We start from the raw sequence: 25881 nt of genomic DNA on the forward strand, positions 1-25881 counted from the left end.
CCCTTTTCTCCTGTTTCAGAAAGGATCAACTCTCAAAGTTCCAGCCTGCCGACAAGCGGGAAAGAGAACAGCAGGGTCATGTTGGAAAAGGAGGTTCACCCATGCATAATCGGGTCAGACATTATGTGGTCACAAGGGACATCAACCCCAAAAATCAGGCGGGGTGCAGTCCGCTGGCGTTGATGGGGCCGTTGGGCTGCCCGCTAATCTTTCCGCGCCAGCCGTCTGCTCCGCAGAGTCCGACGCTGCTGAGAGGCGAAACGTTTCAATATACGGCGATTGCTGACGGTGTAAAAAACGTGTATACCAGCGGAGATGCGGTGCTCCAATTCAGTACATCCGGCATTCTTGATCCCGGCACGTTCACGTTCGCCAGTCTATTTATCAATGGCATCCTCCAGCCGCCCAACTCCTATGTGATTCAGCCGGGAATCCTGATCCTGAGCGACGTTCCGGTACAAGGCGCTCCGATTATCATTCAATTTGTGAGAATCATCTCTCAATAATTTCTCCTTTGCCGGGATTGAATCGTAAGCGGAGAGGGCAGGGGAACTTCGTCCTTTCTTTCGCTTTTGGAAATACTTGACAACTGCGTATCACAGCACTACAATCTGTAGTGGGAGGTTGTACCATCATGAAAATTCTCACCTTCAAATGTCATGAGAGGGGGCTGAACCGGTTCTTCGGACCGCTGGAAGCAAAGGTGATGGATGTGCTGTGGAGCGGTTCGGAAATGAGCATAAAGGACGTCCAGAAAAAGCTGGAGCGGGAGAAACACCTGAATTTCAACACCGTCATGACCGTCATCAACCGTTTGGTGGAGAAGGGGGTCCTGGTGAAGCGAACGGAGGGAAGAACTTCCCTGTACCGTCCGGTGCTGTCGCGGGAGGAATTCATGGAGACGCAATCCAGGGAATTGACGCATGAGCTGATGGATGAGTTTGGTCCGCTGGTGGTCAACCACATGCTCGACGCCTTGGATGAAGTGGATCAGGAACTTCTGGACAAGCTGGAAGAAAAACTGAAGCAGTGGAAAAAGGAAACGTAAGCGATGTGGGAAAAGCGATCAAAGGTGATGTTTGGCTCGTCGGTTCTGATTGCAGGTGTCCTGCTCGTTCAAATGGGGTTGTACGCGATGAAGGTGCTGGCCGGGTGGGACCTGCATTTCAACCTGGTGGACGTATGCTCCGCGTTGATTCGGACGTACTTTATTCCTGAACTCGCCTACGTCCTCGACGCTTTGGTCTTTTATACGCTGTTCTTCCTGGTCGCTGCGCTCGTCAGGCAGATCGTCCTCTCCGCGAGAACCTATAAGCGATTGCGGCATCTTCGGCATGAAGGGCACTGCACCGCGCTCAATCAAGCGTTTTGCGGCAGCAGGGGGGAAGAGGCGATTCTGGTGGTGGAACACCCGGCACCGGTTGCCTTTACGATGGGCATGTGGAAGCCCCGCATAATCCTCTCCACCGGGTTGGTGAAGCTGCTTGACCACAACGAGCTGAAAGCGGTCATCTATCACGAAATGTTTCATCAAAAGCATCGGGACCCGGTCAAAACGTTCGTCTTGTCCCTGGTCGCTGCGGTGATGTGGTACCTGCCGATCCTCAAATGGTTCAGACATCACTACAACATCGCCAGGGAAGTGCTGGCGGACCATTACGCGGTGAACCGGCTGGGATCGGGGCAGGACCTGGGAGGCGCCCTGGTCAAAATGCTGAAATACGGACGAACGGCTCCGGTGCAGGCTGCCGTCTCCTTTTCCGACACGTCGATTAACTACCGGATCCTGCGGCTGCTCGACCCGGACATGGACATTCCGTTGAGGCTGCCGTTTGCGCCGACGATGATTTCGGTGCAGGTGCTGCTTTTGCTGTGTTCCCTGTTTCTGATCGAATTCTCCTGAATTTTTTTGACCGCTTACACTACAGGTTGTAGTTAGAAAATCATGGGAGGAAATGGCGATGATTCAACAAAACGGATTCGGCTCTTTCATTGTTCGCGTGGTGCTGGGGGTGATCTTTTTTGCGCATGGCCTGCAGAAGTTTCAAGGCGGCCTCGACAAGACGGCAGGGTTCTTTGAAAGCGTCGGCATCCCCGGCTTTCTGGCCTATGTCGTGGCGTTTCTCGAAGGGATCGGCGGCATCTGCCTGGTGCTTGGCCTGGGCACGCGGATCATCGCCGGGGCTTTCGTCGTCATCATGCTGGGCGCGATTGTTACCGTAAAGCTGAAAGGCGGATTTCTCGGCGGGTACGAATTGGACGTGGCCCTGATGGCGATGGGGCTGCACCTGCTGATCAGCGGCAGCCCGGCGCTTGCGCTGGACAACCTGTTCCTTGGGCGGTCCAAGGAAGCGGAGCAGCGGGCGTAGCGATTGCACCGGTGAGACCATGAATGGAGGGGCATCCCCCTCTTCAGACTGTAGGCAAACCGATTGTATCGAAGGAGAAGCATGTTTCCAGGCAGAGCGACTTGTGAGCCCAACCGAGCGGAGCAGCGATTTGCGGGAAAAAGGAGCGCCACCTCTGAATGGGCTGCAAAGCGATGCGGCTTTGGCGATCCCCCGCAAATCGGTGCGGAGCGGGCAGTCTCTGCTTCCCGGCTGGGCGTTGACTGGGCCCCGCCGAACGCGAGCGTTAGCTTGTGTTCGGTGGGTAAAGCACGGAGCGGATGCCGGAAATGTGCTTCTCCCCCCAGCAGTCACTTTGTCTACACACTGAGGAGGGGGGATGCCCCTCCTTTTTCTTGCGCGGCTTTACCCGTACATGCGCATATACTCCGCCACCTGCTCTCCGGCCGCAAACACCGGTCCGCCGTGACATACTTCCAGCCGCCTGGGCATCAGCTCCCGCACGATGGCGCTGCTTTTCACCGCTTCCGCCATGTCCGCCGTGAACATCGGCATTGGTCGGCGGAGCTGTCCGTTTTTGGAGGTAAACAGGTCGCCGGCGAGCAGCACGCGGTCCTGCTCATGATAGTAGACGACGTGACCGGGGGAGTGGCCGGGGGTCAGATACGGCTTCAGGCCGGCGATGGGTTGGAGCTGTCCGTCCGCGCTTTCGGCGAGCGGTGCCGCCAGTCCTGCGGCAACGTTGCGCTCCGGTTTCTTGCGGCGGGGATACGGCAGCGCTCCTTCCATGTAGGGAATCTCGATGCGGTGTGCGTATACGGGAACGGCGTATTTGTCCAGAATCCCCCTGATCGCCCCGACGTGGTCGGAATGGCCGTGCGTGAGCAGGATGCGCCGCAGCGGACCGGCGTTCAACCTGTCGATAAACCGCAAAATGCCGGCGGTCATGAACGGCAGGCCGGCGTCGACAAGCGTGACGCCGTCGTCAGCGGTAACGACCCAGACGCGCACGGGGATCAGCAGCCACGCCTTGAGGCTCCAAATGTGCTCGGAGATTTGTTCCGCCTTCATCTACGCACCACTTCCTTTTGTCGCGGTATGGTGAAATCCGGCCAGCAGGACGTCCCAGGCGAGGTCAAACGTGGGTTCCAGCCGCTTCAGCAGGTGGTCGAGCGGCTCGGCGGAGTGGGTGTACGTTCCGATGATTCCATGCAGGGTAAAGAAATAGATGCGGGTGTAGGCCAGCACCCGATCGTCCGGCGTATCCGGCGGCAGACACGCCCGGACCGCCTGCCTGAGCAGGCCGAACAACCGGTTCCGAATCTGCTGGACCTCCAGCGCCGGCGTCTCTTCGTCAACGCGGGACGCTTTTGCCATGAAAAAAATCGTGTACATGTTCCGGTTCGCCAGACAAAAGCGGACGAATGTCCGGGTGACTGCCTGCAGGCTGTCTGCGGGAGCGAGCGTTTGGTCGCGCAGGAAGGCCTCCATCTGCTGGTGCAGGGATTGCAGCGGTTCCATGGAGAGATGGTGAAGGAGCGCCTCTTTGTCCTTGAAGTACAGGTAGATGGTCGTGTGGGAGCATCCAGCCTGTTTGGCGATCTCCCGCATGGTCACGGCGTCAAAACCGCGTTCGGCAAACAGCGTTCCGGCTGCTGCCAATATCGCCCGTCGCGTCTCCTCGGAACGGATTTCCTGTCTGTTCGGCATGGGAATTCTCGCTCCTTTCATGTGATTGGACATATGATAACCAATGGTTAGTAACCGTTGGTTATAAAATAACCGATGGTAACCTTGGCTGTCAATCTGGTATGTGCCAGATGAGATAGTGACATAGGCGTCTGGTGTTGCGTATGTATGTAAGTGTAAATCCTACTTGACCTATCGGTTTTTGTATCATATAAATGTATTGTTCCGCATCGGAGCGGAATCAGGAAGTCATGCCGGACAATCGGAGGGAATTATCATGCTGACGTTGTTGTCCATTGTAAACATTGTGTTCATGCTGCTTCTGATGGCCGGATTGTATGCCATGCAGAAGAAGCATGTGTCGTTTTCCAAACGCGTCTTTGCCGCTCTGGGGGCAGGGATCGTTTTCGGTCTGATCCTGCAGGCTGTATACGGCATCAAGTCGGACGTACTGCAGACGTCGATCGACTGGTTCAACATTGTGGGGAAAGGCTACGTCAAACTGCTGCAAATGATTGTCATGCCGCTGGTCTTTCTCTCCATTTTGGCTGCCTTTACCAAAATGAAGCTGTCCGCGAACATCGGGAGGATCAGCACGCTGATTCTCGTCATCCTGGTGGGCACGACCGCAGTGGCCGCAGCCATCGGGATTGGCTTCACATTCGCGTTTGACCTGGACGGCGTGCAGCTGCAGCAGGGAGCAGCGGAGACTGCGCGCATCGAGCAGGTGGAGCAGAAGCTGGGCGAGCTGCAAACGATGACGCTGCCGCAAAAAATCCTGGAGCTGCTGCCGGCCAACCCGTTCCAGGATTTCACGGGAGCACGCCCGACGTCGACGATCGCCGTCGTCATCTTTGCCGCCATCATTGGCCTGGCGTTTTTGGGAGTGAAGCGGAAGCATCCTGACCATGCCGAACAATTCGCCGGCATCGTCGACACGTTTTACACGGTCTTGATGAGGGTGGTGACGCTCATCTTGCGTCTGACACCCTACGGCGTGCTGGCGATCATGACACGGGTGACCGCCACCAGTGACTACGAAGCCATCTGGAACCTGGGCAAATTTGTCGTGGCGTCGTATGCGGCCCTGCTCGTCATGTTTGCCGTTCATTTGCTGCTGCTGGCTCTGGCGGGATTAAATCCCCTCACCTTTGTGAGAAAGGCGTTCCCTGTGCTGACTTTCGCCTTTACATCCAGGACCAGCGCGGGTACGCTGCCGCTTAACGTCAAGACGCAGACGGACGAACTGGGAGTGCCGGAGGGCATTGCCAACTTCGCCGGGTCGTTTGGTCTGTCCATCGGCCAAAACGGCTGCGCGGGAATCTATCCGGCGATGCTGGCCGTAATGGCGGCTCCTGTTGCCGGCGTCGATCCGCTTTCGCCGTCGTTCATTCTGACGCTGATTCTCGTCGTTGCGCTCAGTTCGTTCGGCGTAGCGGGCGTGGGCGGCGGTGCGACATTTGCCGCTCTGATGGTGCTGTCGACGATGAATCTGCCGGTGGCGATCGTCGGGCTGCTGATCTCCGTCGAGCCGCTCATCGACATGGGCCGGACGGCTCTCAACGTAAGCGGCAGCATGACGGCCGGCCTGCTTACCAGCAGAGTGACCGGTGAGCTGGATTATGACGTGTACAACGAAACGAAACAGCTGCCGGCTGAGGCGTGAGGCACGCAGGCCGGCCGCACAGAGACAAGGAACCCGCGATTGCACACGAACATGGCATCTGCCCCTGACCCGCTGGTGGTTGGGGGTTTTTGCTGCACAAATTGTCATCATTTTCTTTCCTTGAACCTATTCTGGAAGCAGGAAAGAAAAGTATACTTGTCGAATTTGTCGGATTACTGTCTTGCGGACATCACTGCGACGGATGGAAGGGGGAGAACCATGCCAATCAAATTACCTGACGAACTGCCGGCAACAGAGATATTGGCAAGAGAAAACATTTTTGTCATGAAGGAAAGCAGGGCCTTTACGCAGGACATTCGGCCGCTGCGCATCGTCATCCTGAATCTGATGCCGGTCAAACAGACGACGGAAACCCAGCTGCTCCGCCTTTTGGGGAACACGCCGCTGCAGGTGGAAATCGTTTTGCTCCATCCCGGCAGCCACACCTCCAAAAACACCCCGGCTGAGCACCTGTCCACGTTTTACAAGACTTTTGAAGAGATCAAGGACGAAAAGTTTGACGGCATGATCATCACCGGCGCGCCGGTTGAACAACTGCCGTTTCACGAGGTCACCTACTGGAAGGAACTGCAGCAGATTCTCGACTGGAAGCTGACCAACGTCACCTCCACGCTGCATATCTGTTGGGGGGCGCAGGCGGGGTTGTACCATCATTTTGGCGTGCCCAAGCACCCGCTGCCCGAGAAGCTGTTCGGCGTCTTTGCGCACACGGTAAACAAGCCAAACGTCAAGCTGTGCCGGGGATTTGACAGCGTGTTCTACATCCCCCACTCGCGCCATACGGAAAACCGGCGGGAGGACATCGAAAAGGTGGCCGAGCTGGAGATCCTTTCCGAATCGGAAGAAGCGGGCGTTTACATCGTGGCCACCAAGGACGGCCGGCAGATCTTCGTCACCGGCCACTCGGAATACGATCAGGGGACGCTGCGTGACGAGTACGAGCGCGACCGCAGCAAGGGCCTGGACATCGCCATTCCCAAAAACTATTTCCCCAACGACGATCCCAGCCAGCCGCCGGTGGTAAACTGGCGTGCCCATGCCAATCTGCTGTTTTCCAACTGGCTCAACTACTACGTCTACCAGGAGACGCCATACGACTGGAACGCCATCCGCTAGCGCCGGAAGACGCCAACCATCCGGACTGCGGGTGGTTTCTTTTTTGGGGGCGTGGACAGATCGCGACAGTTCCCCGGGAAATCGGATGCGGACCTGGAGGCGGGAGCGGGAGGATTTCTGCGCGCGCTGACATGTGTGGTAAGCTGGAAGGACAGACAAGCTGCGCGAAGAGGGGGCAGAGCGATGGACATCAGGCAGCTTCAGTATTTTGCCGAAGTGGTGAAACAGCGGAGCTTTACGCGGGCGGCGGAGGTCCTGCACGTCTCCCAGCCGTCCATCAGCAAGGTGATCAAAAGTCTGGAAGCGGAGCTCGGGGTGACGCTTCTGGAGCGAAGCGACCGGAAGATGAAACTGACCGATGCAGGCGAATTGGTGTACGAGCATGCGACCAAAATGCTTCAGCTGATGGAGAGCCTCTATGCCTCTGTGGCCGAAATGAGAAACCTGCAGCGGGGCAGGGTCAAAATCGGCATGATGCCGACGGTCGGATCGCTGCTGCTGCCCCAGGTGATTGCTCGGTTCAAACAGGAATACCCCGGCATCGACCTGGAGATGAGGGAGTACAGCGCCAAGCGGCTGGAGGTGCAGGTGGAGCAGGGGCACATCGACGTCGGGCTGACGGTGCTTCCGGTCAACACGCAATCATTTGTCGCCGTTCCGCTCGCGGCGGAGGACCTGGTTGCCATCGTTCACCGGGAGCATTGGCTTTCCGCCAGGGAGTCGGTCAGTCTGGCGGAATTGAAGGACGAGTCGTTTATCCTGTTCACCGAGGAGTACGCCCTGCACGATGTGGTTCGGCAGGCGTGCAGGCGCTCCGGGTTTGAACCGCAGGTCGCCTACATGAGTTCGCTCTGGGATTTCGTCGAGGAAATGGTCGCGACCCGACTGGGCATCTCACTGGTTCCCCGCTCCGTAGCCAGACGGCTCAACAACAGTCTTTTGAAAATGGTCCGCATCTCTTCGCCGCCGATCGACTGGCATTACGCGCTGATCTACCGCAAGGACGGCTATTTGTCGCGCGCGGCACGGGCGTTTGTCGCCTTTGTTCAACAGCACCTTGCATCATAACCACAAGGCATGGAGTTGATGACAATTATGTATTGTACGAATGAAATCGGGACGGCGTAGAATGAACGTAACAATGTGGCATGTCCGTAGGAGGCGGTCCCGATGAAAAAATGGCTGCAAGCAATCCCGCAGATGCTGCTTCTGCTCCTGTTTTCCTGGTTGGGAAAGGCGGTCGCGGCGGTATTTCACCTGCACGTGCCCGGCTCCCTGATCGGGATGATGCTGCTGTTTGTTGCCCTGCAGGCGGGATGGGTGCGGCTCACGTGGGTGGAAGCGGGAGCGGCGCTGCTCTTTGGCGAGATGATCCTGTTCTTTGTGCCGACGATCGTCGGGATTGTGCAGGTCCCGTGGCTGTTGGGGACAAAGGGATTGTTGGTGCTGCTCGTCGTGTTGAGCGGAACCGCACTGGTGATGGTTTCCACCGGTGTCATAGCGGAACGGCTGCACCGGATGAGGGAGGGGAAGCGGCGTGATTGCGTGGAGCGTGTGTAGTTTGCCGCTGACTGTTCTCTTTTATTGGCTCAGCAAGCGGATAAATCGACGCAGACCGGGCCTGCTGTTTTCTCCCGCCGTGCTGACTCCGGCGGCGGTGATCGGGGTGCTGGCTGTCTCCGGTCTTCCTTACGAGGTGTACATTGAAAACGCTTCCATTTTACACGAAATGCTGGGTGTCGTGACAGTGGCGTTTGCCGTCCCTCTGTACCGGAATTGGCCGATTCTTGCCGCCAACTGGCAGATCATCATATTGAGTCTGGCTGCCGGATCGCTGGTGTCCATCATCGCGGGTGTCTCGACGACGATGCTCGTGGGCCTGGGGGAAACGGCGGCCATCAGCGTGATCCCCCGTTCCGTCACCATGCCGATCGCCGTCGGCTTGTCGCAGGCGATCGGCGGAGTGCCGTCGCTGACAGCCGTGTTTTGCATGCTGACCAGTTATGCGGGCGTCTTTATGGCACCGGTGATCATCAAACGCTGCGCGCTTAACCGGCCCGAGTCGATCGGGCTGATGTACGGCATGGGGGCACATGTGCTGGGCATGGTCAAGGCGTTTGAGCGGGGGGATCTGGCGGGAAGCTCCTCGACGCTGGCCGTAATCGCCGGCGCGCTCATCTCGGTCGTGTGGGTATTTCTCCTGCTGCCGGCCATTCAGATGTGGCTCGCCTAGCGAGAATGCACTCCTCGACTTGTGATCCGCAGCAGAGATGGGGGTGATATTCACCGTCTCGTTGCATAGACATTTACAAGGATCCGGTAAGAGAGGGGTGATCGCATGATTACAATCGCAGGTTCGCCGGTCGATCCGTCCGAGTTACTGGGAGCGTGGTCGTTATCCGGGGGACAGCGGGAAGTGGTGACGGCCATGGCGCGCAGCCGGGACGTATACGCCTATCCCTCTGCCCAGGTCTTGCGGTTTGAACTGAAGTTGCGCGAGCGGTTGGTGAAATCAGCAGTGGCACTTGCCCACAGCGGACTGGCATTCGCCACTTTCGAACGGACGAGGTGCAACGAGGAGTTTTGGATCAAAACCGAGTACGGCGGGTGCCTGCTCCGGGAAAACGTGCCGCCGTCCGTCGCCATCGAGGATATTTTCCGCCGCGGCCGGGCCTACGCGCTGGAATGCGCCACGGCGATGGTGGTCATAATCTACTACGCCGTGCTGCAATCGATACGGCGGTCCGACTTTGACCGGCTGTTTTCCGGGTTGCTTCTGTACGATTGGCGGTATGACCAGGACCTGCGGTTGACAACGGTTCGGACGAGGTCCTTCCTGCCGGGAGACATTGTGTATTTTGAAAATCCCGACTTCGATCCGTCCACACCGGAGTGGCAGGGAGAGAATGCAGTGGTGCTGGGAGGAGGGGAGTACTACGGTCACGGCATCGGCATCGGTCCCGCCGAGATGTTCATTCGCCATCTCAACCGGCAGCGGAGACCGGGCGCCACCCGGTCGGCCTTCCTGTCTGATCTGGTGACGCGGCCCGGGTTTGCGTACCTGTCCCAGTTTGAGGGCAGCTCGTTCGCCCAGGCTTCACATGCAGAGCCGCTGCCGGCATGGGAGCTGGTTATCGCTCGGATCGGCTCGTCCGTTTGGGAGGTGTAGCTGTCTGCACGCTGAGCCTCGCCCCTGACTTGGGCGAGGCTGTTTGCGTGCAATTTGTTCAGAAGCGGGTCACTCGAAACAGGGACAGGTCGATCTCTGATGTTCCCCGGGTGATCAACTGGCTGGCTGCTTCTCCCACGGCGCTGGCGAATTTAAAGCCGTGACCGGAAAAACCGGCGGCGATGACGATATGGGGATATTCGGGATGACGATCTATGATGAAGTGTTCGTCAGGCGTATAGGTGTACAGGCAGACCTTGCCCTGGCGAAGCGGTCCGGCAGCCTGGGGCATATACCGTTCCAGGAACGACCGCGTATCCGCTTCGTCCGAGGGATAAAGGCCAAAGGTCCGGTCCAGCTGGTCCGGGTCGGCCGGCTGCCCGCCGTCGTGCCGCCCTATCTTGACCCCCGCGCCGTCCAGGCTGGGAAAACCGTAAAACATCGAATCGGCCAGCGTGAAAAGGAAGGCCGGAAAGCGGTCGCTGCTGTACAGCTGTTCGTCCGCAGCAAACCAGGAGACGGTTTTGCGGGTGGGAGTGAGCGGCAGGGAGAGGCCGAGCGAGACCAAAAGCCCTGCGCTCCAGGCGCCGGCGCTGATCAGCAGCGCGCTCCCGCTGTAGGTGTCGGTTTGCGTTTGCACGCTGACACTGTCGCTCTTTGCCTGAATGCCGGTCACCCGCTCGCCGGTGCGCAGCTCCGCTCCGGCAGCCAGCGCCCGGTTGCGGTAGGCGCGGATGCACTCTTCGCTGTAGAGAACGCCCGCTGTCGGTTCAAAACAACCGAGAAACTCTGCGGGCAGACGGATGCCCGGCCAGCGCTGTCCGACATTCCCCGCGTCCAGCACTTCCAGCGGCAGCGAGTATTGCGCTGCACTCTCCTGCACCTCTCGTAGGAACGGCGCGTCCGCAGGCCCCGCGCTGAGTACGCCCGTTTGCACGAACAGGCGCTTTCCCGTTTCTTCGGCCAGCTCAGCCCACAGCTCTTTGGCCCTCAGCGCCAGCGGCACGTACTGCCTGCCTTCGCCGTATGCGTACCGGATGATTCGGGTATCCCCGTGATGGCTCCCCCACTGGTGAGGCGGATCGCCGGAATCCAGGAGCAGTGTTTTCACTCCTTGCCGGGCCAGGTAATACCCCGCTGCCATGCCCATTGAACCGGCTCCGATGACAATCGCGTCGTAGTGTCGCACGATGGGTTCCTCCTTTTCCCGTTACCCTGTTTCGCAATTCTTTGTCTCTTTTGTGTTTGTTCCATTATCCTACACAAGCGCGCGCAGGTCGAGCTTCCCTTTCGCCCCACTGATTATCTGTGAGGAGAGGCGGGAGTAGTGGAAAGAACAGTTTTCGCCACTATTTGGGCTCATGCGGAACTGGGGAAAACGTACCGGTCGGAGACATGGTGTAACGAACGTACGCCGCACATCACATCTTCCCGTGACAGTTTTCCGCCTCCTGAAAAGAGTGCCTGGTCCAAAAAACTACGCCTCCCTGTGCGGGGAGGCGTGTTTCCATGCTGGCGGGACCTAGTGAAACTCCACGTCAATGCGCCGCTTCTCATCCGGATGCGCTTTGGGAATGCGCACTTCCAGGACGCCGTTTTTGTAGGTGGCTTTTACCCCTTCGGAAGAGACACGGGCAGGGAGCGTAACGGAGCGGGAAAAGTGGCCGGAGAACCGCTCCTGCCGGTGCATCCGGTTTTCCTTCACCTCGTTGACCTTGTTGATGCTGCCGGATATGGTCAGGACGTTGTTCTCGATATCGATCTGCACGTCTTCCTTTTTTTCCAGACCGGGGATGTCACACGTCGCGACCACTTCCGTATCCGTTTCGTACACGTCAATGCGGGGAGTGGCCAGGAACCCCTCCGTGCCGGCGAAGAGGCCGGGCATTCCGGTGGTAAAGAAACGGTCCAGCTCGCGGCGCACGTTCTCCAGATGGCGAAATGGTTCATAAGGAATCAGTGACATAACAACCCTCCTTTACGTGCTTACATTGTTATTCTGGCGGTATATGGCAATCGTATGCATCGATTGTGCTGATTTCGTCGTCGTGCCCTTGTGCCGGGAGGGTGGGCGGCTTATAATGGATGTCAGCAAGAAAGATGATAATGAAAATCATTATAGCTGAATATAATGCCAAGGAGAGAACACGAAAGGAAGTCGCCCATGTCCGCCGAATTGAATCTGTCCGTTTTGGAACAAACGTACCGCCTCTCGATCGCAGGCGAAGTGACTGCGCCGCTGGTGTTTGCCGCAGACGGTCTGCTGCAGAAAGAGACCGTCAAGCCGTTTTTGCGCCAGCTGGGTGAACAGATCGGTTCCCCCACGCCCGTGGTGACCGCGTCCATCTTCTTCAAACGCTTCCTGACCGTACTGTGCGGCGGTTTGTACGCCATGTCCGTCTATTCGGCCGGGCTTGATTTATCGCTGGGCAACATTCTTTTGACTGCTGAGAAAAACTGGGCCCTTCCCCGGTTTGTCCTGCGGGATGGGAGTGTCAGCACGCCCGGCGGACAGGGGCGGGACGTCTGGCGGGAACAGGTGCTGCGCCGCTTTTTTGCGGAGACAATTCACCCGCTGATTGCGACCCTGTCTGCGGTTACCGGCATTCACGCCAAGGTTTTGTGGGCGCATACCGCCTACATCGTGCACTACTATTACGAGGAGTGGCAGCAGCGGGAAGAACTGGCTGCGCTTCGCGGTCAGCTTGCCGCCGATTTCCGTTTTCTGTGCCGTCAAGCCGGGCCGGACCTGTTTGGCCTCACCACAGGCAATCCGCTTGACACCAACTTTACCGTCGTCTCGCATCCCAAGCAGCCGGACCGGCAGATTCGCATTCGCCGCCAATGCTGCTTCCAGCACTGCCTGGCGAGCGGCCGATACTGCTACACCTGCCCGCTTTTGAACGAAGAATCGCGGATTCAGCAGATACTTGCTCTCGGACACTGACAGCGCCGTTATTACGGCGCTGTCAGACTGAAGACAAACTGCTTTTATTTATGATGTAGTTTCCCAAGGAACCGATTTTCCCATCGTTTCCAGGCCGCAAGGCCTGCACATTAATCAACCGAAGGTGGAGAAAAAGTACATGGCATGGGGTGATGGGGCAAAGCGAGCTCCTTTGACGACCTGCAAAGCGAAAAGACGCAAGACGCGGGGAATACAGGGGGCACAAGTCTCACTTCGTCGAAATACCCAGATGTTTGCCCCCTGACCGCGTCGCGTTTTGGAGCGGACTCTATCGACTTCGTTGCTGGTCGTCAAGAGAGCGAGTGGGCCCCATTACCCATGCACCACGGACTTTGTCTACACGCTGACAGCGCCGTTATTACGGCGCTGTTTCTGCCTGCAAGCGGGAGCCGGGAGGACCCGGGATTGACGGGCAGCCAAGTGTTTCCTTCTGGTCCGCTCTCCGTGGTATCATGTGGGTATCGTGGACTCAAAGCGCTGGAGGAGTGGGAATGGAACAACTGGTCATCGGCAGTTTGCTGTCGGCGTTGGCGACGGGTTTAGGAGCCTTGCCGATTCTCTTCTTTCATTCGGTGACACACCGCTGGCGGGATATCCTGCTTGCCTTTACAGCGGGCATCATGATGGCGGCCGCCACCTTCAGTCTCATTCCGCAGGCGCTGGCGAACGAGCAGTTTGTCGTCGTCTGTCTCGGCGTGTTGACCGGAACGCTTGTGCTGACCGTGCTGGAAAGCCTCATTCCGCACATTGACCTGGAGCACACGCGCGTCAACATCTCGATGGATACGCAGGCGGTGTTGATTCTGTCAGCCATCACGCTGCACAACATACCGGAGGGGCTCTCCGTAGGAGTGAGCTACTCTGCCGAGCATCCCGGACTGGGCGGTCTGATCGCTTTTGCGATCGGGGTGCAAAATGCCCCGGAGGGCTTTCTCGTCGCGCTGTTTCTGATTAATCAGCAGGTAAGCCGCTTCAAGGCGTTCCTGCTCGCCACGCTGACCGGATCGGTGGAGGTTGTCTCTGCCTTGGTCGGCTACCATCTGACGGCGCTTGTGGAGGGGCTGGTCCCTTACGGCCTGTCGTTTGCCGCCGGCGCGATGCTGTTTATTGTCTACAAGGAACTGATTCCCGAGAGTCATGGAGACGGGCACGCGCGGTCGGCCACCTTTTCGTTTATTCTCGGCCTCCTGGTCATGATCGGGCTGACCCAGTGGTTTGCCTAAAGCCGTTTTGCGTTAGCGGTGTAACAAAGAGTTTCGATTTTTCCTCAACTTCCTCTCACAACCCGGAGCAGAAATACCGAAACCATATATAGAGAGATTTTTGATTACGGGAAGTAGGGAGTGTCACCATGGAAAAGTCGACCTGGATCGGTATTGTACTAGGCATCCTCGCAGTTGGTGTCGGAATGGTGCTGAAAAACGCCAGCCTGACATCGTTAATCAATCCGGCAGCATTTATGATTATCATCGTGGGTACGGCTGCCTCCGTGTTCAACGCGTTTCCCCTGTCGGAGATCAAACGGATACCGGCGCTGTTTCGCGTGCTGTTTACCGAACAAAAGCTGCCGTCCAAGCGGGAGTTGATCGACCAGTTCATGCACTGGGCATCCATTGCCCGCCGCGAAGGCCTGCTGGCGCTGGAAAACACCTCCGACGAGATTGAAGATCCGTTCCTGAGAAACGGCATGAAGATGATCATTGACGGTGGCGAACCGGAGTTTGTTCGCGACGTGCTCAATGAAGAAATTCATTCGATCGAGGAGCGCCATCAAGCGGGCGCGCAAATTTTTTCCCAGGCGGGCAGCTACGCCCCGACTCTCGGGGTATTGGGGGCGGTGGTCGGCCTGATTGCCGCGCTGACCAACATGAGCGACGTAGATGTGCTGGGGCAATCCATCGCGGCGGCGTTCGTCGCTACGCTGCTCGGTATTTTTACGGGTTACGTGCTGTGGCACCCGTTCTCCAACAAGCTGAAGCGCAAATCCAAACAGGAAATCGAAATTAAGAAAATCATGGTGGAGGGGCTGCTCTCCATTCAGGCGGGCGTATCCCCGGCGGCTATTGAGCAAAAGCTCCTGGTCTACATCCCGACCCAGGAACGCGTGGAGGCGAGGGATGTGAAGAAGGAGGAGGAGGCCGTGGTAAATGGCTAGACGACTCAAACGTCAGGTACGTCACGAAGAGCACATGGACGAAACCTGGCTGATTCCGTACGCAGACCTGCTGACGCTTTTGCTCGCGCTGTTCATCGTCCTGTTTGCGTCCAGCAAGCTGGATGCGCAAAAATTTGACCAACTGGTCCGCTCCTTCAACGTCGCACTAAACGGCGGGATCAGCGTACTGGATCAGCCGAGCCCGGTGCCGCTCGATCCCACCCTCCCCCAGCAGACGCTGCACAAGGGGCAGCAGGCCGAACGAAACAAGACGGAAGAAGAGCGAAAGCTGGAAGAGGCGTTTCACAAGGAAACGGAAGACCTGAAAAAGCTGCAGCAGCAGATGGAAGCGTACATTATCAGCAACAAGCTGGGAGACAAGCTGCAGACCCAAATGACCGAAGAAGGGCTCCTGATCACCATCCTGGACAACGCGCTGTTTGATTCCGGCAAGGCCGACCTTAAGCCGGAAGCGCGGAAGCTGGCGACGGAACTGGCAGCGATGCTGGTGCCTCACCCCAAAAAGGTGACCGTCACCGGACATACGGACAACGTCCCGATTCATCGCCCGGAGTTTCCCTCCAACTGGGATTTGAGCGTCAAACGGGCGGTCAACTTCCTAAAAGTCCTGCTGGAAAACAAACAGCTCGATCCGCGCAAGTTCAGCGCGACCGGCATGGGCGAGTACCATCCGGTGGCCAGCAACGATACACCGGAAGGACGGGCCAAAAACAGACGGGTGGAAGTGGCCATTTTGCGCGACCTGATGGCACCACCGAAAAACAGTGTTCAGCCATCACCATCACCATAAGCAAAGGCAAAGGGATAGCGCGACAAGCGTCTATCCCTTTTTTGACACCTCTTCAGTTTCAGCTTCCGCTTCCGCAAGCCCCATCTCTTTTTTGATCGCAGCCATGCGTTTTTTTCCCCATTCGTACATCATCTGAATGATGGGCAGCAGGGTCATCCCCAGCTCCGTCATGGAATACTCCACACGCGGAGGCACTTCCGGGTAGACTTCCCGATGAACGATGCCGTCCTCGATTAGTTCTTTCAATTGGTTGGTCAGCATCTTGTGCGTAATTTTGGGGAACAGCCGCTGCAGTTCGCTGAAGCGGTGCGGCCCTTCTACCCCGAGATGCCACAGGATGACGATTTTCCACTTGCCGCTGATAATGGACAGCGTCAGTTCCTTCTCGCAGTTAAAGTCTCCGTTGCGGATCTTCTCCTGAATCTCCTTGCGAATGTCAGACATGTCCTTCTCCTCGTTTGCTTGAAATTCGTCAATAGTATCCTTTTTGTAACCATCGCACGAAAAAGTGCATGCTTTCGACGTATGGCATACGTGACTATAATATTGCTTGTCACATAAACACATTGTAAAGGAGTGGAGCCAGAATGTCGAAAAAAGTGCTGATCCTGACCGGTGACGCCGTCGAAGCACTGGAAGTGTACTACCCGTACTATCGATGCCTGGAGGAAGGATTTGAGGTAACGATCGCTTCCCCTACGGATAAAAAGGTGCTCCATACTGTCGTGCACGACTTTGAAGACTGGCAGACGTTTACGGAAAAACGGGGCTACCAGGTGGAAGCCCACGCTTCGTTTGAACAGATCAACCCGGAAGAATACGACGCGCTGATCATTCCGGGCGGGCGCGCTCCGGAACACATCCGGATGCACAAGGATTTTCCCCGCATCGCCCGTCATTTCTTCCAACAGGATAAGCCGATCATGATTCTGTGTCACGCCAGCGTGGCCTTGACGGTGATCGCTGACCAGATCAAGGGGCGTCAGATGACCGCCTACATTGCTTGCCGTCCGGAGGTGGAAGCAGCCGGGGCGACTTACGTGGAAACCCGCTTCCATGTGGACCGCAACCTGATCTCCGGCCATGCCTGGAACGATCTGCCGCAGTTGATGAAAGAGTTTATCAAACAGGTACAAGCTTCCTGATAGACACGCAGGAGAAAGGACAGCGTCAAAACACGCTGTCCTGTCCTTTTTTGTGATGAGCAGTACCACCTGAGTCTTGACCATCATCGCGGACTAATAGCAAGCTGACGTCGGTTTTCTGATGACCGCAAGTGTTTAACGGTATGACAAAATTGTAAATCCACTTACCAAGATATTTACAAATTATTGTAATATATATACAATTTGGAATGGAAAAATCCCAAAATAAGGAGGGAATGTTTTGAAAAAGACAGTTTCATTATCTGTGCTAACCTTAATAACGGTATTTTCTCTCACAGCACCAGTTGTTGTGAATGCTACCCCTGCAGTTTCTAAAGTAAGTACATCTCAGAAGAATGAACAACAAATAGAACAAAAATATTCTTACTTTTACAAGGGCATTAACTTTTCAGGTAATTCACCTCTTTCTGAAAAGTGGTAGAAGAATTCTATAAATTGCTACAAAAACATTCGGTAGAAGAAGATCAGGAAGGAATTAAAACAAATTCAAATAATGGAAAACGCAAAAGAACCATATTTCAAGTTTTTGTATTTTGCTTCCTTATTGGTAACGTTTAAGTCCCATGAATGGTTCGATTTCATAGTTCAAAATAGATTTATTAGTATAACAATAGCAGCAGCAATCCTGTATCTTGTGGTGAAAGTCGTCGACAAATACGTATCAGGTTGGTTGCAAAAGGTTTGCGAAAGATTCAATATAAGAGTTGTTTACTTGTATCTTGTTGCCCTCGTGATTTATTTTCTTCTGTAAAGGGCAGCACCGACTAGATACGGGTGTCGGACACTAAGGGACAATCGGCAAAAGCCCCTCACTTGGAGGGGCTCAGACTGAAGACAAACGGTTCATTGAATAAGCGTCCATAAGAAAATGATTTCCAGGCCGAAAGGCGTGCCCATTCATCAACCGAAACTGTAGACAACGTACATCGCATGGAGAGATGGGCCAAGCGAGCTCCTTTGACGACCGGCTCAGCGGAAAAACGAAGACGCGGGGACCAACAGGGGACACAAGTCTCACTTCATCGAAACACCCAGATGTTTGTCCCCTGCCCGCGTCTCGTTTTGGAGCGGACTTCATCCGCTTCTGTGCTGGGCGTCAAGCGAGCGAGCGGGCCCGATCTCCCATGCGCCGCGAACATTGTCTACACGCTGAGCCCCTCACTCAGAGGGGCTTTCGTTTGCCTGGATGTGGTCGAGCAGGCCGCGGCAGCCGACACAGCAAAATCGGGCGAAGTGACAGCACGGTTGGAAGAAGAGGCTGACGGGGAAAATGGTAACCCGAACTCATTCATACTGTTCGCCAGTGCCCTCTTGTTCGCTTGAGTTTACCCATATATCTTCCCATAAATCTTTTGTATTTGTGATTCGCTCTTTCATCTTCTTCAAGACCGTCTCCGGTGACAATTTTTTGTACGGTGATAAGTTCAATAGCTCGGCTGCCTGTCACCGCCGGGATATAATTGACCCAGGTTCGCCGGAAAGAAAATGACCCACCCATAGCGAATATATCCCCTTCGTAATTAACGGCCAAGTTAATCTTCGGAGGGAGACACATGCTAAGGAGTGGGATAGTGATATCGTTACATACCATGAGGGCAGAAGGCAAGAGTATTCGTGAAATTGCCCGTCTAACGGGGCATTCTCGAAATACAGTTCGCCGATATCTCCGGGGTGAATTCTCCCCCGAAAAGGGAACCCGTAAATCTCGTGGTTCCAAGCTTGATCCGTATAAACCGTTCCTGCAGGAACGTCTTCAAGAAGGTATCTATAACTGCGAGGTTTTATTCGATCTTCTACGAGAAAAGGGGTATACCGGGGGACGTACCATCTTGAAAGACTATGTGAAGGACTTCCGTCCTCCCAAACAAGTTCCCGCTGTTCTTCGTTACGAGACGAAACCTGGTGAATACGCACAGGTCGACTGGGGACTGTGTGATTACGTAGATTTGGACGGTACAGTCCGAAAAGTGCCGGTATTTGTCATGGTATTGGGGTACTCTCGTTCCACCTATATAGAGTTCACTAAGCGTTGTGACATTCACAGCTTTCTTCGTTGCTTGATTCATGCTTTTGAATATTTTGGGGGCATCCCAAAGGTAATGCTGACCGACCAGATGAAAACCGTCGTACTGGGCATGGAAGATGATCGAAAACCTCGCTGGCATCCGCTTTTTGCCGACTTTGCTGCAGCGATTGGGCTTGTTCCAAAAGTATGCAAAGTTCGACGCCCCGAAACAAAGGGAAAAGTGGAACGAGGCGTTCAATACGTAAAAAACAACTTTCTTCCTGGCAAACGCTTCGTTGATTTACAGGATCTCAATCAACAAGCCCTACACTGGTGCGAGCGGATTAACCGCCGTATTCATGGAACAACCGGCGAACGTCCCTTTGACCGACTCCGTGAGGAAAAACTGTCGCCCATCCCTTCAGCTGAACGGTGGGAAAAATACTTGCATGAACCAAGACAGGTCAGCCGAGACGGATTTGTTAGCTACGATGGTGTACGATATGGAGTTCCATGGAGGTACAGTGGACGTGAGGTAACCGTTCGAGAAGTGAATGGGTGGGTGGAAATCTGGGCCGACGGCACATGTATTGCTCGACACCAAAAGGTCTATCGATCCCGCACAACTGTTTTTTGCGAAAACCAGTATGCAGGTCTTTCGACCGCTCAAGGATATGCCTATCCACGTCCGCAAGCCCGACAGATTTCATCGCAGCAAGTGGAAGTACGTTCGCTGGATGTCTATGAGCAGCTAACAGGGGTGGGAGCATGATTGAACTGGAACAAGCACGGCTACGCCTCGAGGAACTTGGGCTTCAGCAAGCAGCTCTCCTCTTGGATGCTCACTTGGAAGCGGCAAGTCATGGACAGCCCACCTATCTGTCCTTTCTTAACACGCTCCTTGATGCCGAGATAGCGGAACGTCAAAAACGGAATATGGAGGTACGCACCAAACTTGCACACTTGCCTTACCGAAAAACACTAGAGGAGTTCGATTTTGCTTTCCAACCCAGCATTGACGAACGGTTGATTCGAGAGCTGGCCACGATGACTTTTGTAACCCGACACGAGAATGTCTTGTTCTTAGGGCCTCCCGGAGTAGGAAAAAGTCATCTGGCGGTGGCGTTGGCTGTAGAAGCCATCTCGCAAGGGATATCCGTTTACTTTGTCAGTCTCTCGCAACTCATCGAAGATCTGCGAAAAGCTTACACGGAAAACAGGCTGGATAAACGCCTACGCATCTATATTCGACCAAAGCTCCTGATTATTGACGAAATTGGTTACTTACCGTTTGACAGTTTGGCAGCTAACCTCTTTTTCCAGGTAGTAAGTGCAAGATACGAGAGAGGGAGTATTCTGTTGACCAGCAACAAGAGTTTCGGTGAATGGGGGGAACTGATGGGCGATCCGATACTTGCTACGGCTATCCTGGATCGGCTCTTACACCATTCCCACATCGTCAATATTAGGGGGAATAGTTACCGACTTCGTGAGAAGATGAGGACTGGAGCCTACGGCTCCCCCTCTACCACCTAACCAACAAAAAATCGCCGGGTGGGTCAATTCTAAACCGGCGATGGTGGGTCAAAATAAAGTCGGCGTTGACACTGCCCGGCTGGTCAACCACACTTCCTCTTTATTCTTGTCGACGCTCAAAAAGATTCCGCCGCCCTGGAATTCAAAGTAACGAACATCATTGTCTTTTGAATCATTTTGTTGAATCGCCTTATACAATTTCATCAAGTCTTTACTGTAATTTTCACCCCCCATCTGAATCGGCTCCTTGCTGTCCGCAATTACGATACCTTTTGTCTCACCGTTGTCCTGCATAAACCACAGCCACTGGTCCGATGGCTGTAGAATATCTGACAGTTCCTTTCCCTCGTATGAAGCGATTTCTTCCGCAGTGAGTGTGAAGAAAATGGGGATCGAAAAGTTGGACAGTTTCAGATTGTCTATTGATGCTTGCGCTGACACGCTTTTTTCAAATTGTTTCTGAATACGTTGATAATCCTTCAACGCCTGCTGTTCCGGTTTGTCAGAGGCATAACCGATTGCAAAGAAGCCAATAGCGAGCAATACGATTACAGATGTGAAAAGGATTTTTCGCACATTTGTACCTCCTTATTTTAAATATTTCCAAACCTAAAAGGATCTAAAGTTGTATACTTGACCATACCATGTTTGAGAACTGCTACTTTTAAAAGATTTGTAAGACTTAACAAAATGATCTCCATACCATGGATCCATGTAAGTGATATAATCAGTTGATCCCTCGTCATACCCATCGATATTCACATAGTGTCCACCGCCACTTGTCCATTGAATTAGTGCCATGACAGGATTGTCATTGCTATAGATATTGGAGATCAGGCTAGAAAAAGACATTGGAGATTCGGATACACTTGAATTTACCCCGTAGGCATTGAGCCCTCTTTTCACTTCGTACATCGTTGCAGGCAGATTTAGAGTAGCTCCTTTCACCTTATTCACGAAACTTGTTTGGCTGATACTTTTTCCATAATATTTTAAGACAGACACTGAAGTTCCAGCCCAACACCATTGATCTTTTTCTTGTTTTATATTCGGTACATCCAATGAATATGTAGAAGGATAAGCATTTGCCGTTTTTGCAAGAATTATCAATCCAGCAACTATAGATATAGATAATAATTTTTTACCCGACAGTGCAAAAGTATAAGATTTTCTCTTGAACATATTCTACCTCCTAACAACACACTTTCGTCCGCGTATTAACAAAAATGGTATATAATTACAATACTTTTATTTTCAAAATACAAGTCTAATTAGATCAGGGATGTATTGTGCAAACAATCATTAAAAGCCTGGAATTGACCACCTTTTGAATCCCATTCACCAGTTAGGACGGATAAAAATGGAAATCGTTTCTGTACGTGCAACTAACCCGTATAAAGGCAAAAGCCCCTCACTCAGAGGGGCTTTCGTTTGCCTGGATGTGGTCGAGCAGGCCGCGGCAGCCTGCCTCCACCAGCTGGTAGACGTAGTCGAACCGGCCGGTGTAATACGGGTCTTCCACGTCGCTCTCCGGCAGGTGCGGCGCGAAGTCCATCAGACGGTAAACAGCTTTGCCGGGCGGGGCCATGCGCTTCAGCGCGGACAGGTTTTCCTCGTCCATGCAGACGATATAGTCAAATTCAGTAAAATCTGCTGGCGTGATCTGACGGGCCCGCAGGGTGTCATGCGGGATGCCCTTTTCACTCAGGACTTTGCGTGTGCCGGCGTGCGGCGGCTCACCGGCATGCCAACCGCCGATGCCTGCCGAATCGATGGCGATTTGCTCCGCCAGCCCTTTCTCCTCCACCAGCCGGCGGAAGACGGCTTCCGCCATCGGCGAACGGCAGATGTTGCCGAGACAGACAAACAAGACTCGAATCATGGACAAACTCCTTTCGCGCATCTCAATCTCCGATACAGTTGTTATGATAGAATAGGATCACACCAAAGGCAAAAGCAAAAAGGGACGTGATTGATGCGTGAAAGCATACCTGTACCGGATCCGCTTTGTCGCCTCCGTCATCGCCGTGACCGTGCTGCCGATTCTCGTTACCGGTGCGGTGCTGCTGAGAGCGGCCGAGCAGGCGCTGCTGGAGGAGAAAAAGCAAAAACTGATCGCGGTAACGGAACAGCTCGACTACGTATTGTCGAAAGATTTTGACGCCGTGCTCCGGGAACGAGGGATGCTGACGGCGCCGCGGGAGCAGCAGATCGAAGCGTTAAACCGGGCGCTGGCACCCCTGACGGACCGCCTCGCCGCTGCACATCCGGGGGTCGGGGTCGGCTATTACGCGGCGGGCCTGGATGCGATCGTGACGTACGGTCCCAGCGAAGAGACGGGTCGTTACGTGGGCGAGCCGATCCCTCCCGACCACCCCGGGCGGCGGGTACTGCGCGACGGCGTCATCGAGGTGGCGGTCGGCCAACAGGTGCGGGGAAACATCATGAACGCGATGCTTCCCCTGATCCGTGACGGCCGGATCATCGGATACGCCTGGGCCAACGAACTGATGAGCAGCATCGACGTGCAGCTGGCAGGCATGCGGAGGAGCATCTACGCCATTCTGGGGATCGGCTGCGTGGTGGCGGCTGCGGCCAGCGGCCTGCTCATGCACCGTCTGGAAACGATTCTGGCCGAGATCAAGGCGGGATTGAGGCGGCTGCGGTTTGACCTGTCCTTTCGCATGAAACGGCTGGACGGAGAGCCGGGGGAGATTTCTGACGCGATCAACAAGCTGGCCAGTGACCTGCAGGCGAGCCGCAGCCATACGGAGACGATCGTGCAGAGCATGGACAGCGGCATCGTCGCCCTGGACCATTGCGGACGGATCACGGCCTGGAACGGTGCCGCAGCCCGGATGACTGGACTGGCAGTAGAGCAGGCGGTGGGGCAGACCTATACGGACATCTTTGCCGAGGAAGAGGTGCTGGTGGCTGCGCTGACCGATGCCCTGCATCACGGTCGGACGGTCCGGGACGCGGAGTGGCGGCCCGCCCGCAGCGGGCAGGGAGCACAGGTTGTCAACGTCACCACCTCCATCTGGCGGAGCCCGGCCGGAGAGATGCTGGGAGCCATCGCACTGCTGGACGACCGGACGGAGTGGAAGCGGATGGAGGCCAAGCTGGCGCAGGCGAAACGGCTGGCCGTGGTGGGGGAGCTGGCCGCCAGCATCGCCCACGAGGTGCGCAATCCGCTGACCTCGATCAAGGCGTTTGCGCAAATCCTCGAGGAAGAATGGCCACCCGGACACGACAACCGCGAGTACACCAGTATCATCGTGGAAGAAGTGGAACGGCTGAACCGATTTGCCGACGAGCTGCTGCTGTTCGCCCGCCCCAATGAAGAGCGGCACGTCCCCTCGTCCGTGTGCGACGTGCTGGACCAGACGTTGGCGCTGGTGGAGCCGGGCATGGCCAAGCAGGGCATCGTGGTACAAAAGTCGTACGCCGCTTCGCTGCCGGCTGTATTGGCCTCGCCCGAATTGTTGAAACAAGTGTTTCTCAACATATTGATCAATGCACAACAGGCGATGCCAAACGGCGGCAGCCTCAGGGTGGAGGCGGAGGGAGACGAGCGGGAGGCGCGCATTCACGTAACCAACGACGGCCCGCCCATCGCCGAAGAACACCTGCTGTCCGTGTTTGAGCCGTTTTTTACCACCAAACCGGCCGGGACGGGGCTGGGGTTGGCGATCTCCCAGCGAATCGTCCAGGCGTTCGGGGGACAGATCAGCGCAGGCAACGTGCCGGGAGGCGTCCGGTTTACAGTGACGCTGCCGGGGACCGACAGAAAGGAGGATGAGGATGAAAAAACGGGTGTTGCTGGTGGATGACGAGGCCAATGTGCGCAAGGCGCTGACGACGGCGCTGCGCAGAGCGGGGTACGAGACGAGAGAAGCGTCTGGCGGAGAGGAAGCGCTGGAACTGGTGCGCAGCTTTCAGCCCGAGGTGATGCTCCTGGATCTGCGGATGCCGGAGCCGGATGGAATGGAGACGCTGAGGCGGCTGCAGCAGGTGGATGGGCCGCGTCCCAGCGTGGTGATGATGACCGCCTACGGGTCAGCCGCAGACGTGATGGAAGCGATGAAGCTGGGAGCGTTTGACTACGTGCAAAAGCCGTTTGACGTGGCCCGGATCAAGCAGGTGGTGGCCAGGGCGATGCATCAGCGCGAGCCGAACGAATCGGCAGGGGTGGCCAGGAGGCCGACAGAGGAACGGACGGACCAACCGGGGCTGGTGGGATTGAGTCCGGCGATGCAGGAGGTGTACAAGCTGGTCGGGCGGGTCAGCACGACCAAAGCAACAGTGCTGATCCAGGGGGAGAGCGGAACGGGCAAGGAGCTGATCGCCAGGGCGATACACGCCAACAGCCCACGCGCGGCCAAGCGGCTGATTCCCGTCAACTGCAGCGCCATCCCGGAAACCCTGCTGGAAAGCGAACTGTTCGGGTACGAACGGGGCGCGTTTACGGGAGCGGCCGGCCGCAAACCGGGGCTGTTTGAGCTGGCGGACGGCGGTACGCTGTTTCTCGACGAGGTGGGCGAACTGAGCATGCCGCTGCAGGTCAAGCTGCTGCGCGTGTTGCAGGATCGGACGCTGGTTCGGCTGGGCGGCGTGGAACCCGTGCCGGTCGACGTCCGGATCATCGCGGCCACCAACCGGGACCTGCGGGAGCTGATTCGGCGGGGGCGGTTTCGCGAAGACCTGTACTACCGGCTGAATGTTGTTCCCATTCACATGCCGTCGCTGCGGGAACGCAAGGAAGACATCCCGCTGTTGGTGCAGCATTTTCTCGCCAAATACGGTCGGGAACTGGGCAAGGAGGGCTGTTATCTCTCGCCCGCTGCGCTGGACGTCCTGATGGCGTATGACTGGCCGGGCAACGTCCGCCAACTGGAGAACACCATCGAACGCGCACTGGTGCTGGCCGCCGGCTCGGCCATCTTGCCGGAGCACGTGGAGGTGCACCCGATGGAAAACGAACCGGTCGGCGCAGCAGACGGGCTTACCGCGATCCGCATCGAGAATCGGACGATGCGGGACATCATTTCAGAGGTGGAGCGGGAAGCGATCGTCCGCGCGCTGCGCAAAGAGCGGGGCAACCGGCTGCGGACGGCCAAACGGCTGGGCATCTCCCGTCGCGCGCTCCTGTACAAGCTGGAAGCGTATGGGCTGGACGGTCAGGAGTGGGAGTAGAGCGCCGACCGCATGCACACGGGCTGCACCGTTAC

Annotated in this window: 29 protein-coding genes; 20 read left to right on the top strand and 9 right to left on the bottom strand. The window is 55.8% G+C overall.

Annotated features, from left to right (window positions below):
* The first annotated feature begins 101 nt into the window (after positions 1 to 101).
* From IRT44_RS08470 to IRT44_RS08485, 4 genes are all read left to right on the top strand, one after another.
* Positions 102 to 506 (top strand): DUF4183 domain-containing protein, encoded by a 405-nt coding sequence (locus IRT44_RS08470; protein ID WP_035290389.1) that lies wholly within the window; start codon positions 102 to 104, stop codon positions 504 to 506.
* A 128-nt stretch (positions 507 to 634) separates the two neighbouring features.
* Complete coding sequence (locus IRT44_RS08475; RefSeq protein ID WP_065067724.1) at positions 635 to 1048, top strand: BlaI/MecI/CopY family transcriptional regulator; 414 nt, start codon at positions 635 to 637, stop codon at positions 1046 to 1048.
* Between the two features lie 3 nt (positions 1049 to 1051).
* Positions 1052 to 1903 (top strand): M56 family metallopeptidase, encoded by an 852-nt coding sequence (locus tag IRT44_RS08480; RefSeq protein ID WP_029100730.1) that lies wholly within the window; start codon positions 1052 to 1054, stop codon positions 1901 to 1903.
* A gap of 58 nt (positions 1904 to 1961) precedes the next feature.
* Complete coding sequence (locus IRT44_RS08485) at positions 1962 to 2369, top strand: DoxX family protein (RefSeq protein WP_044897068.1); 408 nt, start codon at positions 1962 to 1964, stop codon at positions 2367 to 2369.
* A gap of 384 nt (positions 2370 to 2753) precedes the next feature.
* Here the strand turns inward: IRT44_RS08485 and IRT44_RS08490 are convergent, their stop codons facing one another.
* Both IRT44_RS08490 and IRT44_RS08495 read right to left on the bottom strand, forming a co-directional pair.
* Positions 2754 to 3419 (bottom strand): MBL fold metallo-hydrolase, encoded by a 666-nt coding sequence (locus tag IRT44_RS08490; protein WP_230077755.1) that lies wholly within the window; start codon positions 3417 to 3419, stop codon positions 2754 to 2756.
* Entirely contained in the window at positions 3420 to 4058 is a 639-nt protein-coding gene (locus IRT44_RS08495) for a TetR/AcrR family transcriptional regulator (protein WP_212132154.1), read from the bottom strand.
* Positions 4059 to 4314: 256 nt separating this feature from the next.
* Here IRT44_RS08495 and IRT44_RS08500 point away from each other — a divergent pair, with 256 nt between their 5' ends.
* The 6 genes from IRT44_RS08500 to IRT44_RS08525 all read left to right on the top strand — a co-directional run bounded on the left by IRT44_RS08500 (position 4315) and on the right by IRT44_RS08525 (position 10009).
* A complete protein-coding gene (locus IRT44_RS08500) occupies positions 4315 to 5703 on the top strand; it encodes an L-cystine transporter (RefSeq protein WP_212132153.1) in 1389 nt (462 codons plus the stop codon).
* A 219-nt stretch (positions 5704 to 5922) separates the two neighbouring features.
* Positions 5923 to 6840: a homoserine O-acetyltransferase MetA gene (gene metA / locus IRT44_RS08505; protein WP_171565179.1), complete on the top strand. Its 918-nt coding sequence runs from the start codon at positions 5923 to 5925 to the stop codon at positions 6838 to 6840.
* A 183-nt stretch (positions 6841 to 7023) separates the two neighbouring features.
* The gene (locus IRT44_RS08510) at positions 7024 to 7908 is read left to right on the top strand and encodes a LysR family transcriptional regulator (RefSeq protein ID WP_230077756.1); all 885 of its coding nucleotides are present in this window, start codon (positions 7024 to 7026) and stop codon (positions 7906 to 7908) included.
* Positions 7909 to 8010: 102 nt separating this feature from the next.
* Positions 8011 to 8400, top strand: a complete 390-nt coding sequence (locus IRT44_RS08515) for a CidA/LrgA family protein (RefSeq protein WP_171565175.1) — start codon at positions 8011 to 8013, stop codon at positions 8398 to 8400.
* A complete protein-coding gene (locus IRT44_RS08520; protein WP_230077757.1) occupies positions 8393 to 9073 on the top strand; it encodes an LrgB family protein in 681 nt (226 codons plus the stop codon). The genes IRT44_RS08515 and IRT44_RS08520 overlap by 8 nt, the downstream gene beginning before the upstream one ends.
* Before the next feature lie 105 nt (positions 9074 to 9178).
* Complete coding sequence (locus tag IRT44_RS08525; RefSeq protein ID WP_171565172.1) at positions 9179 to 10009, top strand: protein-glutamine gamma-glutamyltransferase; 831 nt, start codon at positions 9179 to 9181, stop codon at positions 10007 to 10009.
* A gap of 58 nt (positions 10010 to 10067) precedes the next feature.
* On the opposite strand, the gene solA is transcribed toward IRT44_RS08525, so the two are convergent.
* Both solA and IRT44_RS08535 read right to left on the bottom strand, forming a co-directional pair.
* Entirely contained in the window at positions 10068 to 11198 is a 1131-nt protein-coding gene (gene solA, locus IRT44_RS08530) for an N-methyl-L-tryptophan oxidase (RefSeq protein ID WP_171565170.1), read from the bottom strand.
* A gap of 333 nt (positions 11199 to 11531) precedes the next feature.
* Positions 11532 to 11975 carry an Hsp20/alpha crystallin family protein gene (locus IRT44_RS08535; protein WP_171565168.1) on the bottom strand — a complete coding sequence of 148 codons (444 nt, stop codon included), beginning with the start codon at positions 11973 to 11975 and terminating at the stop codon, positions 11532 to 11534.
* 198 nt (positions 11976 to 12173) lie between these two features.
* Between IRT44_RS08535 and IRT44_RS08540 the strand changes: the two genes are divergently transcribed.
* From IRT44_RS08540 to motB, 4 genes are all read left to right on the top strand, one after another.
* Positions 12174 to 12956, top strand: coding sequence for an IucA/IucC family C-terminal-domain containing protein (locus IRT44_RS08540; protein ID WP_171565167.1), 783 nt, complete (start codon positions 12174 to 12176; stop codon positions 12954 to 12956).
* A gap of 512 nt (positions 12957 to 13468) precedes the next feature.
* Positions 13469 to 14200: a ZIP family metal transporter gene (locus tag IRT44_RS08545; protein ID WP_171565165.1), complete on the top strand. Its 732-nt coding sequence runs from the start codon at positions 13469 to 13471 to the stop codon at positions 14198 to 14200.
* Positions 14201 to 14328: 128 nt separating this feature from the next.
* The gene (gene motA, locus IRT44_RS08550) at positions 14329 to 15132 is read left to right on the top strand and encodes a flagellar motor stator protein MotA (RefSeq protein ID WP_171565163.1); all 804 of its coding nucleotides are present in this window, start codon (positions 14329 to 14331) and stop codon (positions 15130 to 15132) included.
* Positions 15125 to 15943, top strand: coding sequence for a flagellar motor protein MotB (motB, locus tag IRT44_RS08555; RefSeq protein WP_171565161.1), 819 nt, complete (start codon positions 15125 to 15127; stop codon positions 15941 to 15943). The genes motA and motB overlap by 8 nt, the downstream gene beginning before the upstream one ends.
* A 30-nt stretch (positions 15944 to 15973) precedes the next feature.
* Here motB and IRT44_RS08560 read toward each other — a convergent pair whose 3' ends face one another.
* A complete protein-coding gene (locus tag IRT44_RS08560; RefSeq protein WP_171565160.1) occupies positions 15974 to 16387 on the bottom strand; it encodes a winged helix-turn-helix transcriptional regulator in 414 nt (137 codons plus the stop codon).
* 143 nt (positions 16388 to 16530) lie between these two features.
* Here IRT44_RS08560 and IRT44_RS08565 point away from each other — a divergent pair, with 143 nt between their 5' ends.
* Both IRT44_RS08565 and IRT44_RS08570 read left to right on the top strand, forming a co-directional pair.
* Positions 16531 to 17088 (top strand): DJ-1/PfpI family protein, encoded by a 558-nt coding sequence (locus IRT44_RS08565; protein ID WP_171565158.1) that lies wholly within the window; start codon positions 16531 to 16533, stop codon positions 17086 to 17088.
* A gap of 241 nt (positions 17089 to 17329) precedes the next feature.
* A complete protein-coding gene (locus tag IRT44_RS08570; protein ID WP_171565156.1) occupies positions 17330 to 17530 on the top strand; it encodes a hypothetical protein in 201 nt (66 codons plus the stop codon).
* A gap of 867 nt (positions 17531 to 18397) precedes the next feature.
* Here the strand turns inward: IRT44_RS08570 and IRT44_RS08575 are convergent.
* On the bottom strand, positions 18398 to 18607 hold the full coding sequence (locus IRT44_RS08575; protein WP_230077758.1) for a hypothetical protein: 210 nt from the start codon (positions 18605 to 18607) through the stop codon (positions 18398 to 18400).
* Between the two features lie 55 nt (positions 18608 to 18662).
* Here IRT44_RS08575 and istA point away from each other — a divergent pair, with 55 nt between their 5' ends.
* Both istA and istB read left to right on the top strand, forming a co-directional pair.
* Complete coding sequence (istA, locus tag IRT44_RS08580) at positions 18663 to 19886, top strand: IS21 family transposase (RefSeq protein ID WP_230076769.1); 1224 nt, start codon at positions 18663 to 18665, stop codon at positions 19884 to 19886.
* Positions 19883 to 20650 carry an IS21-like element helper ATPase IstB gene (istB, locus tag IRT44_RS08585; RefSeq protein WP_230076768.1) on the top strand — a complete coding sequence of 256 codons (768 nt, stop codon included), beginning with the start codon at positions 19883 to 19885 and terminating at the stop codon, positions 20648 to 20650. Before istA ends, istB begins: the two co-directional genes overlap by 4 nt.
* Before the next feature lie 48 nt (positions 20651 to 20698).
* Here istB and IRT44_RS08590 read toward each other — a convergent pair whose 3' ends face one another.
* From IRT44_RS08590 to IRT44_RS08600, 3 genes are all read right to left on the bottom strand, one after another.
* Entirely contained in the window at positions 20699 to 21226 is a 528-nt protein-coding gene (locus IRT44_RS08590; protein ID WP_230077759.1) for a hypothetical protein, read from the bottom strand.
* A 33-nt stretch (positions 21227 to 21259) separates the two neighbouring features.
* Positions 21260 to 21832: a C39 family peptidase gene (locus IRT44_RS08595; protein WP_171565154.1), complete on the bottom strand. Its 573-nt coding sequence runs from the start codon at positions 21830 to 21832 to the stop codon at positions 21260 to 21262.
* Positions 21833 to 22061: 229 nt separating this feature from the next.
* The gene (locus IRT44_RS08600) at positions 22062 to 22532 is read right to left on the bottom strand and encodes a low molecular weight protein-tyrosine-phosphatase (protein WP_230077760.1); all 471 of its coding nucleotides are present in this window, start codon (positions 22530 to 22532) and stop codon (positions 22062 to 22064) included.
* Positions 22533 to 22629: 97 nt separating this feature from the next.
* Between IRT44_RS08600 and atoS the strand changes: the two genes are divergently transcribed.
* Together atoS and IRT44_RS08610 are read left to right on the top strand one after the other, a co-directional pair.
* Entirely contained in the window at positions 22630 to 24483 is a 1854-nt protein-coding gene (gene atoS, locus IRT44_RS08605; protein WP_230077761.1) for a two-component system sensor histidine kinase AtoS, read from the top strand.
* The gene (locus IRT44_RS08610) at positions 24455 to 25846 is read left to right on the top strand and encodes a sigma-54-dependent transcriptional regulator (protein ID WP_230077762.1); all 1392 of its coding nucleotides are present in this window, start codon (positions 24455 to 24457) and stop codon (positions 25844 to 25846) included. Before atoS ends, IRT44_RS08610 begins: the two co-directional genes overlap by 29 nt.
* The last annotated feature ends 35 nt before the right edge of the window (positions 25847 to 25881 follow it).

The sequence above is a fragment of the Brevibacillus sedimenti genome, from assembly GCF_020923495.1.
Classification (GTDB): Bacteria; Bacillota; Bacilli; order Brevibacillales; family Brevibacillaceae; genus Brevibacillus; species Brevibacillus aydinogluensis.